This is a genomic window from Ktedonobacter sp. SOSP1-52, assembly GCF_016587395.1.
Genome location: NZ_BNJH01000002.1, coordinates 19,132 through 35,293 on the forward strand (window position 1 = coordinate 19,132; position 16,162 = coordinate 35,293).

Annotated in this window: 14 protein-coding genes and 2 pseudogenes; 7 read left to right on the forward strand and 9 right to left on the reverse strand. The window is 52.2% G+C overall.

The genetic code is table 11. The features are described 5' to 3' along the window. Nucleotides 1-5: 5 nt before the first annotated feature. The 3 genes and pseudogenes from JMJ16_RS15730 to JMJ16_RS15740 all read left to right on the forward strand — a co-directional run. Nucleotides 6-342 (forward strand): annotated as a pseudogene (locus tag JMJ16_RS15730) (ISKra4 family transposase); the annotation flags it as partial. Nucleotides 343-403: 61 nt separating this feature from the next. Continuing rightward, nucleotides 404-1,618, forward strand: coding sequence for an IS256 family transposase (locus tag JMJ16_RS15735; RefSeq protein ID WP_201381603.1), 1,215 nt, complete (start codon nucleotides 404-406; stop codon nucleotides 1,616-1,618). Nucleotides 1,619-3,483: 1,865 nt separating this feature from the next. Further along, complete coding sequence (locus tag JMJ16_RS15740) at nucleotides 3,484-4,176, forward strand: Type 1 glutamine amidotransferase-like domain-containing protein (RefSeq protein ID WP_201382961.1); 693 nt, start codon at nucleotides 3,484-3,486, stop codon at nucleotides 4,174-4,176. A 411-nt stretch (nucleotides 4,177-4,587) separates the two neighbouring features. Here JMJ16_RS15740 and JMJ16_RS15745 read toward each other — a convergent pair whose 3' ends face one another. From JMJ16_RS15745 to JMJ16_RS15765, 5 genes are all read right to left on the reverse strand, one after another. After that, nucleotides 4,588-5,334, reverse strand: a complete 747-nt coding sequence (locus JMJ16_RS15745; RefSeq protein ID WP_201382963.1) for a hypothetical protein — start codon at nucleotides 5,332-5,334, stop codon at nucleotides 4,588-4,590. Nucleotides 5,335-5,668: 334 nt separating this feature from the next. Then, the gene (locus JMJ16_RS15750; RefSeq protein ID WP_201382965.1) at nucleotides 5,669-5,821 is read right to left on the reverse strand and encodes a hypothetical protein; all 153 of its coding nucleotides are present in this window, start codon (nucleotides 5,819-5,821) and stop codon (nucleotides 5,669-5,671) included. 74 nt (nucleotides 5,822-5,895) lie between these two features. Continuing rightward, a complete protein-coding gene (locus JMJ16_RS15755; RefSeq protein ID WP_201382967.1) occupies nucleotides 5,896-7,746 on the reverse strand; it encodes a protelomerase family protein in 1,851 nt (616 codons plus the stop codon). A gap of 379 nt (nucleotides 7,747-8,125) precedes the next feature. Further along, complete coding sequence (locus JMJ16_RS15760) at nucleotides 8,126-8,629, reverse strand: hypothetical protein (RefSeq protein ID WP_201382969.1); 504 nt, start codon at nucleotides 8,627-8,629, stop codon at nucleotides 8,126-8,128. After that, on the reverse strand, nucleotides 8,601-9,209 hold the full coding sequence (locus JMJ16_RS15765; RefSeq protein WP_201382971.1) for a hypothetical protein: 609 nt from the start codon (nucleotides 9,207-9,209) through the stop codon (nucleotides 8,601-8,603). Before JMJ16_RS15765 ends, JMJ16_RS15760 begins: the two co-directional genes overlap by 29 nt. Before the next feature lie 53 nt (nucleotides 9,210-9,262). On the opposite strand from JMJ16_RS15765, the pseudogene JMJ16_RS15770 reads away from it, so the two are divergent. After that, nucleotides 9,263-10,072 (forward strand): annotated as a pseudogene (locus tag JMJ16_RS15770) (IS6 family transposase). Nucleotides 10,073-10,151: 79 nt separating this feature from the next. Here JMJ16_RS15770 and JMJ16_RS15775 read toward each other — a convergent pair. The 4 genes from JMJ16_RS15775 to JMJ16_RS15790 form a co-directional block, all read right to left on the reverse strand. Further along, nucleotides 10,152-10,538 carry a plastocyanin/azurin family copper-binding protein gene (locus JMJ16_RS15775; protein WP_201382973.1) on the reverse strand — a complete coding sequence of 129 codons (387 nt, stop codon included), beginning with the start codon at nucleotides 10,536-10,538 and terminating at the stop codon, nucleotides 10,152-10,154. A gap of 76 nt (nucleotides 10,539-10,614) precedes the next feature. Next, nucleotides 10,615-11,016: a hypothetical protein gene (locus JMJ16_RS15780; protein WP_201382975.1), complete on the reverse strand. Its 402-nt coding sequence runs from the start codon at nucleotides 11,014-11,016 to the stop codon at nucleotides 10,615-10,617. A 70-nt stretch (nucleotides 11,017-11,086) separates the two neighbouring features. Then, nucleotides 11,087-11,971 (reverse strand): TIGR03621 family F420-dependent LLM class oxidoreductase, encoded by an 885-nt coding sequence (locus JMJ16_RS15785; protein WP_201382977.1) that lies wholly within the window; start codon nucleotides 11,969-11,971, stop codon nucleotides 11,087-11,089. A gap of 942 nt (nucleotides 11,972-12,913) precedes the next feature. After that, complete coding sequence (locus JMJ16_RS15790; protein ID WP_201382979.1) at nucleotides 12,914-13,630, reverse strand: IS6 family transposase; 717 nt, start codon at nucleotides 13,628-13,630, stop codon at nucleotides 12,914-12,916. A gap of 94 nt (nucleotides 13,631-13,724) precedes the next feature. On the opposite strand from JMJ16_RS15790, the gene JMJ16_RS15795 reads away from it, so the two are divergent. From JMJ16_RS15795 to JMJ16_RS15805, 3 genes are all read left to right on the forward strand, one after another. Beyond that, nucleotides 13,725-13,955 carry a hypothetical protein gene (locus JMJ16_RS15795; RefSeq protein ID WP_201386201.1) on the forward strand — a complete coding sequence of 77 codons (231 nt, stop codon included), beginning with the start codon at nucleotides 13,725-13,727 and terminating at the stop codon, nucleotides 13,953-13,955. Between the two features lie 184 nt (nucleotides 13,956-14,139). Then, entirely contained in the window at nucleotides 14,140-15,276 is a 1,137-nt protein-coding gene (locus tag JMJ16_RS15800) for a hypothetical protein (RefSeq protein ID WP_236601126.1), read from the forward strand. After that, nucleotides 15,191-16,072, forward strand: a complete 882-nt coding sequence (locus tag JMJ16_RS15805) for a transposase (RefSeq protein WP_236601125.1) — start codon at nucleotides 15,191-15,193, stop codon at nucleotides 16,070-16,072. Before JMJ16_RS15800 ends, JMJ16_RS15805 begins: the two co-directional genes overlap by 86 nt. Nucleotides 16,073-16,162: the final 90 nt, after the last annotated feature.

A 16,162-nucleotide genomic window follows, 5' to 3' on the forward strand; every position in this document is an offset into this window, starting at 1 on the left:
AAATAGGGATGCATTGGGATCGCCAGCAAGTTAATCCCATGCTGGCGTTGCGGACCACCCTGTGCAGTGAGCGATGGACCTAGGATTGGCATGTCGTCAGAGCCGCATGGCGCACTTGCCGCCTCCAGCGTTTGCGGACTCGCAGTCAAAGGGCACTGCGCAGAGCCTCTCTGCGCCTGCAGCACACCTTCTGGCGCCTTCCCCTTCCGTTCATCTTGGCTTGTTTCTGGCTTGTTTCCCCTCACCTCCCCACCCCCAACGGCTCTCAAAGGACGGACCGAGGGACAGAAGCGCTGGGGACGGCAGACTTTTTCCGGCGAGCTCTTCAAGAGGTACTGTAAAGTATTTTGTGTAGAGGTCATACTGAATAGAGAGAGCAGTAGCAGCAGAAAGGAATCATCCCATGACCATACGCAAAGAGATACTTGACGAACTTCTCAAGGATTACGCTGACCCCAAGGATATTCTCGCCGAAGGTGGTCTCCTCAAGCAACTGACCAAAGCCGTCATTGAGCGCTGCTTGGAGACGGAACTTGAGCAGCATCTGGGCTATGCCAAATACGCTCCCAAAGCCGAAGGAAGCAGCAATGCTCGCAACGGGAAAAGCCGGAAACTGCTCCAAAGCGAGCAAGGACCTGTTGAGATCAGTGTTCCTCGTGACCGAGAAGGCAGCTTTGAACCCCAGCTCGTGAGAAAGCATCAGAGCCGTTTGGAAGGTCTCGAGCAGAAGATCCTCACCCTCTATGCTCACGGACAAACCACCCGTGATATTCAGGCCCAATTGCAGGAGATGTATGGAGTGGAGGTCTCACCCACCTTGATCGCCAATGTGACCGATGCCGTCATCGATGAGGTGCATCAATGGCAAACCCGTCCTCTTGATGCTCTCTATCCCATCGTCTACGTCGATTGTCTGGTCGTCAAGGTCCGTGAGAGCCAACGGGTGATCAACAAAGCCTTGTATCTGGTGCTCGGCATCACGATGCAAGGACAGAAAGACCTTTTGGGGATGTGGATCTCACAGACAGAGGGCGCCAAATTCTGGCTCTCCGTGTTTACAGAACTGCACAATCGAGGGCTCAAAGATATCTTCATTGCCTGTGTTGATGGCCTCACCGGTCTGCCAGAGGCCATCGAAACGGTCTTTCCTCGTACCCAGGTGCAACTGTGCATGGTCCATTTGGTGCGCAATTCCTTGCGTTTTGTTGCCTACAAGCACAGCCGAGAGGTAGCCGCTGACCTGCGGGCGATCTACACGGCGAGTACCCAAATGGAAGCTGAGTTCAACCTGGAACTCTTCGCTGAGAAATGGGATCAGCAGTATCCTACCATCAGTGCCTCTTGGAGAGCACACTGGACCAACGTGATCCCGCTCTTTGCCTTTCCCGAAGACATTCGCAAGATCATCTACACGACCAATGCCATTGAATCACTCAATATGACCCTGCGCAAAATGACGCGCAATCGCCGTATTTTCCCTTCGGATGAGTCCGTGTTCAAGATCATGTACCTGGCTGTCCAAACCGTCTCCAAGAAATGGACCATGCCGCTGCGTGATTGGAAAGCCGCCCTCAACCGCTTTGCCATCGAATTCGCTGATCGTTTTCCTACCAATTAGCTGAAAGTCCACAAAATACTTGACAGACCCCTTCAAGATGGACGCTATGCAAAAAAATGAACCGCACCCGAGTTTCACCGCACCCTTGATTTTTTCGCGATACTCAGGTATACTTTCTAGGTCAGCTTTTTTGAGAGACCATTTGGCTCTCTCTTTTTTTGTGCCCTCTTCCTCACAGTACATCTCATTGTGATCCCATCCATCATCATCCTAGCAACACTCTTCTCCATGTGGACATCGAAATACACACCTCTGGGACGTCTCACGTTGCGTGCACATCATCTCCGGCCATGCTCACCCGGTCCTCTTGCAGCGCAACAGCTTTTCCCCAGGGAAACGCCGTCGGCTCCTCCGCGATCGTGATCATCGCCAAATTCTCCTTCTAACCAGATTTCCTCTTTGGTGAGAATAGGATGCCGAATCTCCTTTATCTTTTTCAGATGGTCAGATATGCCCTCTGGTTTCTACTAACATTGCTTGCAAATAGACCATAAGAACGCAGAGTTTGGTGTTTTCCATTCCCTTCTCCTCCATATCTACCTTGGTAACCCTTCATTCATGAAACCAGTTATCTACATAAAAAAATATACAGTACAGTCAGCGCCTATGTTATGATTTGCATAATGATATTTGAAAGGATTTAATATCAATGACCTCTATCCACCCCATTCATGCTTTCCCTGCTCTCATGGCGCCCGATATAGCGCTGAAAGAACTTCAGACGCTCGCTTTTGCAGCCTAATATGGATAAAGTCTAGCTAAGTGGCCGCAGCGGCCAATTTATGCTTTCTGTCACACCTTTCTGCTGGCACAAGAGAAAAAAGAGCCATTGACAGGAATGGCTCTTTTTTCTCTTGTGCCAGCATCTACCCCGCAAAGAATTCTTTCACTTCTTTCGCACACCTCACACCACAGGTTCCCCTCTCTCACGAGGCGTTTTCTTTGCTGCTCTTTTTTGCACGCTTTTTGCTCGATACACGCTGTCTTTCCCTCCCCTACACTCCTCCTTCACCCCCTGATCTGCCTCTCCTCTTTCTTTCTTTAACGACTATAAGAAATAGTCCACCCAAATAATTCGCAAATAGTCCCTTCTTTTTACATACAAATTTACATATAAGCGGCCAGATTCCCCCTCTCTCCACTGAAAAATCGAGCAAATCATGACAAAATCCCTGCTTTTACCATGATCATGGGAGAAACATAGACTTTGTTACTGTTACTACAGGCAAACTACGGGGACTCCTCCCTCTCTTCCTAGCTTATGGCAGTAACATCTTCGGTTACTTTTACTACAATCAGAGGGGTCAAAAGTTACTGTTATTGTAACCCGTCATATCGTACGGACATCAGACAACACGGCGGCAAAAAAAGAGGAGGAGACGCCATGAGAACTCGAAGGGTTTTTAAGGCTATAGGAATTTGAGAGTGGATACAAACCAGGAGCAGGTTCTCTCTGGCTCGCATCCACTCTCCTCGCCGAGCAGGTCATGACTCTCCAACGGGTTGTTCGGCTCCTCGGCAATGTGGATCATCTCCGTGATGAGTTCGAGCTTTCGGTTAAAGGATGGAACCCAAGGAATGCGCCAGGATGCTCCACATTGAGACCGTGTTTTGGAATGCGCGGCGGTAATGCTGCATGGCCAAAAGAGCAAGATAGGAGAAGTTTTTGCTTTGTAAGATGGTAGAATATCTTGCATGCAATTGGGGAGCGGAAGACCTTTGTGTGCAAGACTGATAACGAGAGCAGACGACCCATGTTGGCAGAAACACAGTCGTTCCGTTCTGGGGGAGTTCTGCTTCAGTCTCTCGCGAGAAGGACTGGAGGAGCCTTTCGGCTCCCATGAAATTGGCAAGGAGAACCATTTATGAAATTTCTTCTTACCTCGGGTGGCATCACCAACACCAGTATCCATGACGCGCTGGTAGCGCTCCTGGGCAAACCGATCGCTGAGTGCAGCGCCCTGTACATTCCCACCGCGCTGCACGCCAACACCAATGGTTCGTCCATGGTCGCCCGCCTGATCCGCGGAGAGACCAACACCGCTCCATTCCCTGACGGATACACCTCCATGTGCGAATTGGGGTGGAAGTCGTTGGGCTTGCTGGAGCTCACCGCGTTGCCCAGTATCGGTGAAGAGCGTTGGCTCCCGCTGGTCCAGGAGACGGATGTCCTGCTGGTGGAAGGCGGCGATCCCATGTATCTGTGCTACTGGATGCGGCAATCCGGACTGGCCAATCTCTTGCCGGAGCTGCCGTGCGAGATGGTCTATGTGGGACTGAGCGCCGGGAGCATGGTGATGGCCCCCAGCATCGGGGAGGACTTCGTCCGCTGGAAGCCGCCCACTGGTGGCGATAGAACGCTGGGGCTGGTTGATTTTGCGATCTTTCCGCATCTGGATTACCCTTCTATGCCAGACAATTCCATGGCCAACGCTGAAAAATGGGCCGCCAGCATGCCGGTGCCGACATACTTGATTGACGATCAAACCGCCATACAAGTGGTTGATGGCGTCGTCAACGTCATCTCCGAGGGTCATTGGAAGCAGTCGACGCCCTAATGGGGTGTTTGGGAACGGGTTCGTTCTTGCGCCCCAAACGAGCGAGGAGCAACCGAATCCAAACGGCATACAAATCATACTTCTTCTACATGCATACGCATAAGAAGCACCTTCAGATGCTCAGCACCAGGGGAAAGAGAGCGTACTTCGTCGCGCCGCTCATCTTCTCTCCCCTCTTTCCGACAGACACAACACGCTGTTCGAGGGCCCACCAGCAGGCCCTCTCTTCAGCTCCTTCTCTGCTTTCTTCAGGCTTGTCCCCAGGGGAAAGCCGTCGGCTCCTCAGCAATGTGGATCATCTCCGTTATCGGTTCGGGCTTTCTTTCGGTTAGAAGTACATCCAAGGAAATGCGCCTGGATGCCTCTATCTTCTCAATATGGAGCATCCAGGCGCATTTCCTTGGAAAGAACTCAAAGATCTTGCTGCTCATCAATCTGCGCCCAAACTTCCTCTCCGCCAGGAGGAAGAGGATACTCTGGAATCTGAAGGGCATCGATGATAGACACGGCCTTCTGATTCATAGTAGGGTGAATCTCATAGAGATCATGATGGCGTCGTAGCCCTTCTGATCGCGCTTCAAGATATCTACCCAGAGCAAGGGGATCCCCACCAGCAAGCGCTAAAACTGCCCAGTGGTTAATGAACCAGCGATCCTCACTCCGCGCACAGGCCCGATTATGCATCATGATAGTCCACACTGCGCGACGCCAGCGTTCTCTTCTCGCCGCAGGGGTTTGAATGCCCACCAGATGAGAGTATGGCAGTTGCTCATAGGAAACCAGGGCCTCAGACATGCCGTGCTGCAAGCGATCTTGACGCACCAACTGATGAAGATACGCCACAGGATCAGTGACCCCGCTATGCTCCAATTCTTCCAAGAGGGTGAGCAGGGGAGATTCTCGCTTTTCCCGATCTTGTGCCTGGCGCACCAACAGTAACATCACCTCTTTCGGATCGGAAAGCTGCCAATCCATCTGCAACGATTCGACCATGCCAACAATGTCTAGCCAGAGTGAACGTGATCGGAGTAACAACCTCACCGTTTCATCAACCGTCCCCGTCGCCAACGTCGCCGTCAATAATTCCAATTGCACCTGCGTCTCAGGTTGAATGATTTTCCGCTCCTGCTCATACCGATCCCACTTCTCTTCGTCCATAAGGCGGTCCTTTCCTACGCTCTACAACATTCCCGCCGCAAGCATACACGAATCACAACCAGAATGCAAGTCATACTGCTTCTACATGTATACGCATAGCAAGCACGCCTTTAGCCAATCAACGCCAGTGAAGAGATGAGCGGAGTGATAAATCACTCCGCTCATCTCTTCACTGGCGTTCCAACAGCCACCACGCCCCACTTCCAGTGCCCATTCTAGCGCCCGCCACCAGCACATCCTCTCTTCTGAACCTTCTATTCTTGTTGGCTAATCGAAAAAGTGCGTGGAATGACATAAAATTTTCATACATCATCCTGCAACATTCGTTACGAATCTACTTGCCAACGTAATGGTTTTTCAAAATCACTGGAATAGTCAACTTTGATCTGTTGGCACGTCGCGTTGCTTCTTTTTGCTGCTTCTTTGTCAGACTCTTCCAGGTTTGCTCATACGGATAGCTGTCTTTTACTGGCTTCGTTTCTGCCATCGCGTTTTTCTCCTTTGCATCTTCAATTACAAAGTTAAATTGAAATTTTCACGCGATTCCACGCACTTTTTCGATTAGCCTTCTTGTTCAGGTTGAGCTTCTTCTGCCGGTTTGCCCCAGGGGAAGACCGTCGGCTCCTCGGCAATGTGGATCATCTCCGTGATGGGTTCAGGCTTCCTATTGAAGGAAGGTTTGATCCCCAGCCGATCATGATGGGCCTTGATCTCATCCGCATGCGTCTCGAGATAGGCATTGATAGCTTCCTTGCGGCCACCCACTAACTTCTGGATGGCGAGGGTCGTAATGTACCAGCGCTCTAACGGACGACGCGTTTCGTTCCACTGCATGAGCGTGTGCACAGCACGGCGATAGCGCTCATTGCCCGCTTCAGGGGCCTTCATCCCCGCAAGTTGAGAGGTTTTCATGGCTGCATAGCGTTCGCTATCATGTCGTCTCGCCTGACCGCGCAGGTGGCGTGCCTCCCGCTCTCCTGCTGCCAGGAGATAGGATAACAGATCGGAGGATCCCGTCTGGGCCATAGCTTCCCGGAACAAGGCCGCCGTCTCCGCTGGGAGATTGAGCTGCTCCAAGGAGAGCGAAACCTTCCCATCCTGTCGCACCACACTCCCCTGCATCTGGTCTCCCAGGTGTTCTTGCTTCTCATACGCAGCAAACGCTCGGCGCAAGAGTTCGTCATCTTTGACCTCACGCTTGACCTGGCGAGCGATCTCTTCCCGTAGATCATCACCCCAGGCTCGCGTCTGAATGGTCGGCTTGAACGTTGAATACCCCGTTTTGTTCTCTTTGGCCGCTTTTTTCCGACCTTTCTTCAGCACAGAGGTGGGATGAATCTGCTCCGGATGGGTGCTCTCCACCCATGTTTCATACTCCTTACGGAACTCATCGAGGACCGTCACGCCAGGCTGCCCTAACCGCACACCCTGGCGGCCGTCAATGTTACCATCTTTGTCGGCAATCTTATAATCCGCGTAATTGGCATGACTGGCATAATTGAGCCTGATCTGCTCCACCTCTTCAGGTGGGGTCCCCTCCTCCACTCGCGGCTCCAGCACAAAACGATGGCCCTGAATCTGCGCCATGTAGGTGATGTCGGCCACCGGCGGGGGCGCATACCAGAAACAGGCAATGCGAGCATACATCCCACGAAAGTTATGCACGCTGACTTTCTCGCGCGTGGCACGCACCAGTTCCTCCAGATCGCCGTAGCGCCGTTCCACCGCCTCGTTAACCGCCTTACCATACTTCTGACTGACCTGCTCAATCTCCAGGCCCGTACAGTCCACCAGGGAACGCAGCCGCTGGACAGTCTCCACCACCAGAAACGCTCGCACTAGCGTTGGGATTTCATAGCGTTCCGGTTCGCGCCCGCGCCCCTTCACCTGCCCCTCAAACCAGACGGTATAGGGCTCCTTCACACCAAACTCCCCTGTTTTGAGGATCTCGGCCAGGCGGCGACCAGTACACACCGCGATGCCAACGACCAGGTCTGCCCACTCAGGCGAAAACAACAGGGAGAGAGCCCGCTCCACCAGGGCATCAGGATCTTTGAGCAACACCTGCTGGGTCAACCGTTCCTGCGTCACCCCCTGGGTGCGTGCATTCATCTGCACCCATTCCCCCTCCGAGAGATTAAACACCCGCAGCCCGATATGTTCTCGCTCATGCGTCCGCGGATTCTCCCAGCTATTTTCCGCTGTCACTGGCAACAGACGGATCAAGTGCCGCACCTGCGTAATCGGTTTACGCAACGAGTCACCCGACAAACCCCTCTGTGTCTTCCACCACTCCAGTTCGCGCTCCCACAGCTCTCGCAACTGCGCTTCCTGCTCCACTATCGCACGACTCACCACTGGTTCCAAGACCTCGTTCCAGCGCCGCTGCACCCAGCCTAAGATCGCCGCCATCTGCCGACCTCCTTCTTCGCCATCAAGATGTTCTTTTTCTCTGCCAGTATAATATGTTCCTTCGTTACTGTCAAGCAGTAACGGTAGAAAGGTAGCTCGGAGAAAGAGGAAAGGAGATTTTATGACAAGACGAGAAGAATCTTTGTCACAGGGAGTTCAGGCAAACTTCTCGCCCAGGAGAGCCATACCATCGACCTCAATAGCTTGCCCGCGCAAGCGAGCCGACCTCGTCCACACGAGAAACGGCCTTCTACGAGCTCCCTTCTTCGTTTCTCGCCAGAAGTCTCCTTTTCCTTCCTCTTGCACACCACCATGACAACCACTCTGAGGCGGACGACAACGCATGATGAGAACTGATATCTCTCTTTTTTCTCCCTATTCATCGCTTCTTTGCCTCATGTTGGAGATCAACGAGCGCAAATTGAAGACGAGCAAGTTGCTGTTGACATTCTGCATAGGCCTGCTCCACCATCAAAAGACGCTCGACAAGATCAACCTTCGTTCTCGATAGATATCGAGAACGCACACGACTGATATCGCGATTTGGGTCGATAGATACAGAGGAAGCCGTTCTCTGCTTCCCTTTCGCCAAAGGATGTTTTCGTCGATGAGCCATTTGGTAGGAGAGACTATGCTCTCGATAATAGGCATAGGCGACTTCATTTCCCAAGATTCCCGCCTTTCTCACCCCTTTCCCCTGCGGATCAAACTCCACACTCAGACGACAAATCGCCTCAATCGTCACGGCGCGCCCTTCACGGACCAGTTGGTCCACCGTCGCTCTCACAACGTCGACCGTTCGCTGCTTTCTTGCTGCATGATAGGTTTTCAGCCACGGGCGTGGCGTGGCATGTTCAAGATTCAATTCGAAGGGTTGCTGCATAGTGCTCATCCTTTTGATACGCTTCAATCAGCTGCATTTCTTCCTTTTCGACGTGGCATCGCTGCAGTAAGGCTTGCATCTTCACCACTTCAGGGCCCAGTCCACGACGCTTCACTTGCTCAAGTCGAATCAGCGCCCACTGCTCCTGTTCCTCAATCTCCTCTCGACGCATCGGGTCAGGGACTTTGAAGACACATCCGGTACACGCAAATGAGACGGGACATTGTCCGTGGCAGGTACAATCACCTCCAGGAACTTTTGCCAACGTTCCCACCCGCTCTTTGGCCTCTTCATATTGCCGTTGCAATTCAGCAGGGGCACGCACAAACGCCTCATCCAACGATCCTAAATGCGTGGCAAAACGATCGAGGATCACATTCGCCGATGTCATCACCTGATGCCATGATGGAGCCGCATAATACCCAGTCACGCGAGTATTCTTCTGGTGCAACAGAACCGCTACAATATCGAGAGGAACCTGCTCGACATGATGGATATGCGTGGCAAACACATGCCGTAACAAGTGTGCCTTGAGCACGACAGCTTTCCCTTCAACCGTCTCAAACAGGTTGTGTTGCAAAGATGACGCCAATGTGATACGTTTGGGCTTATTTTCTGAAGAGAGGCCCTGTCATGGAAAATGCCAAACTGTTCAAATGGCGTCATGCGCGAAGCGGAGCTCATTTTGCTCTGTGTTCGTTGGTATCTTCGGTATGCTTTAAGCTACCGAGATCTCGAGGAGATGATGCGGGAGCGGGCCTATCCATCGACCATACGACCATCTATCGCTGGGTTCAGCACTCTGCTCCAGAATTGGAAAAACGCTGTCGGCTTCACCTGAAAGCCTGGAATGATTCGTGGAAAGTCGATGAGACGTACATCAAAGTCAAGAAAGTCTGGATGTACCTCTATCGCGCAGTGGATTCTGAAGGAAATACGCTCGAGTTTCTCCTGAGCCCAACGCGGGATGCCGAGGCTGCCAAAGGCTTCTTCCTCAAAGCCTTGCAACGCACAACGTGTTCTCCCCCTCAAGACCGTTTGCCCCTGGAGCTCATGAAAGATCCCTCGGCAGAGGATGCGGTTCAACCCACCGCTTCTGCTCGTTTTGAGGTCCGCAGAATGATCCCAAGAGTGATCAATGTCGATAAGAACGCAGCCTATCCCAAAGCGATTGCTGGGCTTAAAGCAGCCGGAGTGCTGCCTGAACACGTGGAACTGCGGCAAGTGAAATACCTCAACAATCTGATCGAGCAAGACCACCGGTTCATCAAACGCTTGACCAAGCCAGGAATGGGCTGTTTCTCCTTCGAAACAGCCTGGCGAACCGTACAAGGCTTCGAGGTGATGAATATGCTGAGGAAGGGGCAGGTACAAGGGGTGGTAAAAGGAGATGTCGGAGGGCAGGTCGCGTTGGTTGCCACACTGTTTGGAGTGGCCGTGTAAGAACGATTGTGATGAACAATCACGTCCAGTTTCTTCCTTTGCGATTTCTTGCAACACAACCCTTTTCAAAGCCCTATTTCTACTGCACAATCACTGTCAAGTTCATACGAACATGAATGGTGCAGTAGAGTTGGAAGGTGCCAGCACTGTTAAATGGGCCGATTGTAGCTGAACTGTTACCGGCCACAGACAGGTTATCGACGGTTGGAGCACCAGGCTCTTTTGTAGCTCTGGACGTTCCATTCTCCCATGTGCCATTGGCAATAGTATGAGGGGTCAGAGTATCAGCAACCAGAGTAATATGCTCGCCTTTTTTAATAGTAATGGAAGATTGAACAAAATTGATATCGTTCATATGGACCTGATTACTAGCTGTGCCAGATTGGACGGGAGCGGAGTTACAGGCAATCAACAACAAAGTTGCAATACCATAAAGAGTTAGGAGGGTAGCTGCTCTTTTTATCACCAATGTTCTCCTTACAAACACCTTCGACTAGTGTGCAAAAGCTTGAGCGTTCCAGCAGAAAAACAGACCAGATCCGTTAGTGCACGGACTGCGGTTCAGTAACAGGACTGGTACCGCGCTGTTTAAGCACCGCGTAACGAGCACTCATCGTTCCGGCCAGAGCCATGGCACCAATACCAACCAGCATATGTGCAGTACGTATCAGCCAGTGTAGATCACCAATAAGCAGAGTAAATTGCGTAACACCAAAGATCGGTACCAACAGGGCATACACAATGCCAACAATCCCCCAGACTCTCATGCCTCTAGTCATGAGGGCGAGAATGCTCATGACCAGTAACGTCAGAGCGAGGACCAGACCAAACAGCATATGAATGCCAGTCACATTCATCTGAGCAATCCAGGATAATAAACCAAGGAGTAGCGCGCCTAAACCAGCGATACCGATAATGATCTGAATAATCCGTGTTGTGCGCATGACAAAAAACCTCCTGATAGTCATAGCAGTTGAAGAGTGAGGCGTTTTTTTCTTTTGCTCGCAGTATGCTCTACTTACCGTTCAAGCGCGCTACGACAGGGGCAAAATTCTCTAGTTGGCCATCGAATACTTGAATATAAGAAAATCCATAACGCTCCCGATGAGCGAGAAGGTGCTCAATCGCCTGATCTGTAGTCATCGTCCTCATAGGCATACACATACCAGGAGGGGAGAAAACAGGAGCGGAATTGTCACTAAGAGAGATCTCATAAGCAGGTTGAGCCAATTCAATGTGAGAAAAACGCTCTCCGGCGGCCTCACGTATCCAGGCTATTTTTTCCTCCATCGGCACATCTGTGGGATCAACACCCTGCGGCCCCATTCTCACAGCTGGAGCGATAATATCAGCTTCGCGGGCGGCGATCGTGAGCATACGTTTGCCAGCGGTGCCCATCAGGATGGGAGGATGTGGCTGCCGGACCGCCATTGGCAGCGTCTTCATGCCGGTAACGGTGTAGTACTTGCCGGAAAAGTTTACTTCTTCAGCAGTGAAGTATTGTTTGATAAGGGCAAGAGCTTCTTCCAGGCGGCCAACACGTGTACCGGCGTTCTCGAAGGTCAGGCCCATCTGCTCATATTCGCCCCCACTGACTCCTGCACCCAGGCCGAGTTCAAAACGTCCACCCGAGAAAGCGTCCAGGGTAGCGACGGCCTTCGCCAGAAGCAGTGGGTGACGATAATCGTTAGAGAAGACATAACTGCCAACATGTAATGTGGTTGTTGCTGCAACGGCCATAGTCAGGGCCGGAAAGATAGCAAAACCACCCATGGAGGGACGATCAGGCATCAACAAAGTGGCATAGCCAAGCTCCTCAATTCGTCGAGCCTGAGCCATCCAGGATCGTTCAGACATCAGGCCGCTGCTCTGCACACCAAAGCGAAATGGTTTATGCATGGTACTTTCCTTATGAATGTTCAATGGGCACTTTGTTTTTCTGTATCTGGAACAACAGTGTAGCGGATAGAGATGACTGAACTATGAACATTCTTGCCCTTTTTTGTCATCAATTTGTCATCTCACTGCTAATCGTGAGAACCACATTTCTGAGTCAAGACCAGAGGTCACTTCTGGCGAGATCCGCCCTTTTTTGGCAGCGCAGCGAGAAAAAAACAAAAAAGTATGGCCCTGATAGACCACATTCTTATCCTGGTTTTTGTCTTTTGCGAGGCCTGTGCAGTGGAAAACGAATGATGCCCTTGCTTGGGGAGAGTGAATGAGTTCTTCAACAGTCAGGACATCTACCCAAAGGTGCCTCCAGAACGTATTTACATATTTTAGGTCAGATGAGAGGCGGCTTTTCCAGCGACATTTGTACCATTAATCACTCTTCGCCCCACTTGTATAGCTTTCCGTCATCGTCACTTCAGCGCGGTAGCGACTTAGTGTCCATCTCATCCAGGAAAGGGAAGAGAGAACGTGGAGGAAAGGGGTAGAATCAGCACAGAAACTGGTTTCGAGACTCCTGTTGAGAGATAATTACCTCTGCGACGCATTGCCTCATGGAAAAATCTTACTTTGAGAGAAGGGGATGCCTCATGAGAAATCTTACTTTGCACACGTGTTTGCGAGTCGTTGACTCACGAAAGATAGGTCATTGACTCAGCGAATATCTTACCTTCTAACCCATCTGCTGACAAGCTCGAATGCAAAAATACCAGGGAGCCCGAGGGACGAGGTCCCTCAGCGAGGTCTAGGAGTGGGACTCTCGTCACAGTGAAGAGCGCGAAACTGCTCAGCGAGGGTTATTGTCAAGTTATTGTATGGGGAAGAGCGTCGTTCTGAGGAAAAGCTTGTTGGGAGAGCAATGGCAGGGAAGAAACTAGAAAAATGGGCTTGCTATACAACCCTATCTCTAGCGGTGATATCGTTCCAAGTCTCAAAGCGCTCCTGCATGAGGGTACGATAATCTGAAGCACAGAGGCGATGTCTTCTTGGTCGAAAATGGTCAGAGATTGGCCCAAAGGCCGAGAGAAATCGTTGCGCATGGCCAGGAGATGTGAACCGTCGCATCGTCCGCTCTCGTTGTCGAGTGGGTTGGTGAGAATTTTCCGCTCGATTGTTCAAGCCTTTGTGCTGTCGGTGTTCGATACTAGACAGAATTTCCCTCTTGGCAGCGGCGTAACTCGCAAGCTTGTCAGTAATGATCACACGAGGCACATACTCCAGCCCTTTGAGAAGCTTGCGGAAGAACTTTTTGGAGACCTTTTTATCGCGTCGAGACTGCACCAAAATATCGAGCACGTTGCCATGCTGATCCACCGCGCGCCACAAATAGCTTCGCTTGCCATTGATCGTCAAAAACACCTCATCCAGATGCCACTTGTCTCCCGGTCTCGAGCGTCGATGCTTCAACTCATTGGCGTACGTTTGGCCGAATGTGAGACACCACTGACGAATGGTTTCGTAGGTGAGCACAACCCCACGCTCTGCCATGAGCTCTTCAACATCACGGAAACTGAGCGAAAAACGGAAATATAACCATACGCAATGACTGATAACAGTGGGTGGAAAGCGGTATCCCTTGTAAGGAGAAGCTGAGCTGTTCTTTTTCATAAGGCGTATTGTATCATATTGCCCAGCTTTCAAGCAGGCTTCCAGTCAAGTTGACAATACCATCACTAGAGAGCGACGTGAGAAGGAAACTCTCATGCGTCGTTCGGAGGAGGGCGGTTGGAAAAGGATCTGTAAAGGTACCTCGCCGGCCGCCTATCCTACTGCAAGCCAGGTTCGGGGAGGGGTGGTTGGAGACGTGCCTGAAAGGGTAACGCGCCAGCCACCTACTCTACGAAAAGTGAACAAGCTCAAACTCATCAAGAGAATGGGCTACGGGAGAGCTGGCTTCCTTTTACTCCGCCAGCGCGTTCTCTATGCTTTGTAGTAGGAAGGAATATTGAACATGGAAACCTCTCCTCTTTCTCCAAACAAGCAACCTAAATCACCAAGAGTGAGACAGATCCCACGGGATACGCAACGAGCTGACAGCAAGCTAGCAGCATAAAAAGAAAAGAGACATCTAATGAGAGGGAAACAAACCATACTCTCACAAGGAGGTCTCTCTGAGTATGATACCCAACCCGAGCATAGAGGTCCAAACCTCTCCCGTAGATCGTCCCTCGGTGCCAGCGTGGTTCGCCGAAGTCGTCATCCTGTCCCAGCACCTCACAACGAAAGGGATTCTAGAAGCCTTCGCCCATCAAGTCCAATTGGTGCGCGGACGCTTCGGCAGCTATGAACCAATTGATTTTCTCGCGCTCCTGTTCGGGTACGCGATGAGTGGAGAACGAACGTTATCGGCTTTCTTTGAGCGAGTCACTCCCTTTGGGTCAGCCTTCATGGCCCTGTTTGAGCGTGCGAACCTTCCCCATCGTGCCACGCTCAGCCGTTTTCTGGCGAGTGTCGATCGTCCCTGCTTGGAAGTGTTTCGCCAGCTCTTCGAGCAATACGGCTTCACTGAAGGGTGGACCTCGGAGACGATCGGCGGTATTTGGGATCGACAGAGCCGCCGCTACATCGTCTTTGATGTCGATGCGACACGTCAGGCAGCACGGCAGCGAGCGTTGCCCTGTGATCCAAGCTTGCCTCCCCCTCGACGCCGACTCGATGCGGTCTGCGCGCCAGGCTACACCGGACGAAAACGAGGTGAGGTCGTCCGCACACGCACCGTCGCGCTTCAGATGCATACTCGTCAATGGATCGGCACCTTTGCAGGCCGGGGCAATGGTGACTATCAAGCAGAGCTCGCTTCAGCGCTTCGGGCCATCACAACCTACCTGGAGCTCTTTGCGCTCACTGCACAGGTAGCTCTTGTTCGCCTCGACGGGCAATATGGGGATACAGTAGCCATTGCACAACTGATTGCAGCAGGCGTCCATCTGGTGACACGAGCGAGAGGGTATCGCGTCCTGGAGCACCCTCAGATCCAGCGCGTGCTCGCTCACCTACCAACCGCGAGGGTGACCAGAGTGAACAGTGATGAGGAGGTCGAGTTGTTTGATGGAGGCTGGTTGTCATTGGATGAGGGGGTACCTCAAACCCGCATCATTGTGGCTCGGCATCGTGCCCCCGCACCAGGCAAGAGGGTGTCGGTGGGCAAGTGCATCGGTGAGTGGGTGTATGAGGTCTTCATCACAACCCTGCCCATCGATGGATTCCTCGTCGCGCGATGTGCTCGATCTCTATCATGGGCGGGGAGCCTTTGAAGCGGTACTTGCGGATGAAGATGTCGAAGAAGATCCCGACCGCTGGTGTTCGTACACCGAGTGTGGACAAGAACTCTGGCAGATTGCGTGTCAATGGGTATGGAACCTCCGGCTCTCACTTGGACAGGCTATGCAAAAAGCTGAGCTACGCGAGATCGAGTGGGCATCTCCGAAAAAGACACCTCCTGTGCTTCTCACCATTGAAGAACCAGTTGAGGAGTATGGGCCGTGGGAGTGGGCCGCAGCATTCGGACGAGCCACTGGACGCTTCGGGGCTGATGCCTTTACGTTACAAGAGGATGGCAAGCTTCGCTGTCCAGCGGGAGCAAGCTTGTGGTTGAGCGAAGTGCGCCAAGAAAATGCGTTCACTCAGCGTGCCGTCTATCTCGCGTATCAGACCGACTGTCAGCGCTGTTCTCTGCGAGAACAATGCCTGGCGAAAGGTGCCAAAGGCAATCGTGCTCGACGGGTCAGCGCTGTCCGTCGCCTCTTGCCCCCACCTGCTTTGGCTGCGTGTGAGCAAACGCCTGTCCTTCTCGGACCAATACGATGGGTGGATGTCGCAGGTCGAGCGCTTCGCCGCACCTGGACGACCCATTGGCGTCGTCAACACACCGAGATCATCGCGCTTGTTGAGTGTCCTGAGAAGGTTTTCCCACCACCACGTCCCCCTCGTGAAGTGCGTTCGCATTACCGCTGGAGGTGGTCCGACCGGCTCGCCTGTAATGCCTGGTGGGGACCACCGCAACGGCGTGTTTCCGTGGCAGGCGTCCCCACCTTTCTCGCTATCAAGTAATACAGGAGGAACTGGCGAACAAACAGGCGATTTGAGCGAGGTGTCATTGCTCCTCTGAGCTTGTCATGAGGGCCGAGAGTCCCTGTCTGC

Coding starts and splice junctions, on each gene's coding strand:
- JMJ16_RS15735 (WP_201381603.1), top strand. CDS start 404: ATGACCATACGCAAAGAGATACTTGACGAACTTCTCAAGGATTACGCT.
- JMJ16_RS15740 (WP_201382961.1), top strand. CDS start 3,484: ATGAAATTTCTTCTTACCTCGGGTGGCATCACCAACACCAGTATCCAT.
- JMJ16_RS15745 (WP_201382963.1), bottom strand. CDS start 5,334: ATGGACGAAGAGAAGTGGGATCGGTATGAGCAGGAGCGGAAAATCATT.
- JMJ16_RS15750 (WP_201382965.1), bottom strand. CDS start 5,821: ATGGCAGAAACGAAGCCAGTAAAAGACAGCTATCCGTATGAGCAAACC.
- JMJ16_RS15755 (WP_201382967.1), bottom strand. CDS start 7,746: ATGGCGGCGATCTTAGGCTGGGTGCAGCGGCGCTGGAACGAGGTCTTG.
- JMJ16_RS15760 (WP_201382969.1), bottom strand. CDS start 8,629: ATGCAGCAACCCTTCGAATTGAATCTTGAACATGCCACGCCACGCCCG.
- JMJ16_RS15780 (WP_201382975.1), bottom strand. CDS start 11,016: ATGCGCACAACACGGATTATTCAGATCATTATCGGTATCGCTGGTTTA.
- JMJ16_RS15785 (WP_201382977.1), bottom strand. CDS start 11,971: ATGCATAAACCATTTCGCTTTGGTGTGCAGAGCAGCGGCCTGATGTCT.
- JMJ16_RS15790 (WP_201382979.1), bottom strand. CDS start 13,630: ATGAAAAAGAACAGCTCAGCTTCTCCTTACAAGGGATACCGCTTTCCA.
- JMJ16_RS15795 (WP_201386201.1), top strand. CDS start 13,725: ATGCGTCGTTCGGAGGAGGGCGGTTGGAAAAGGATCTGTAAAGGTACC.
- JMJ16_RS15800 (WP_236601126.1), top strand. CDS start 14,140: ATGATACCCAACCCGAGCATAGAGGTCCAAACCTCTCCCGTAGATCGT.
- JMJ16_RS15805 (WP_236601125.1), top strand. CDS start 15,191: ATGAGGTCTTCATCACAACCCTGCCCATCGATGGATTCCTCGTCGCGC.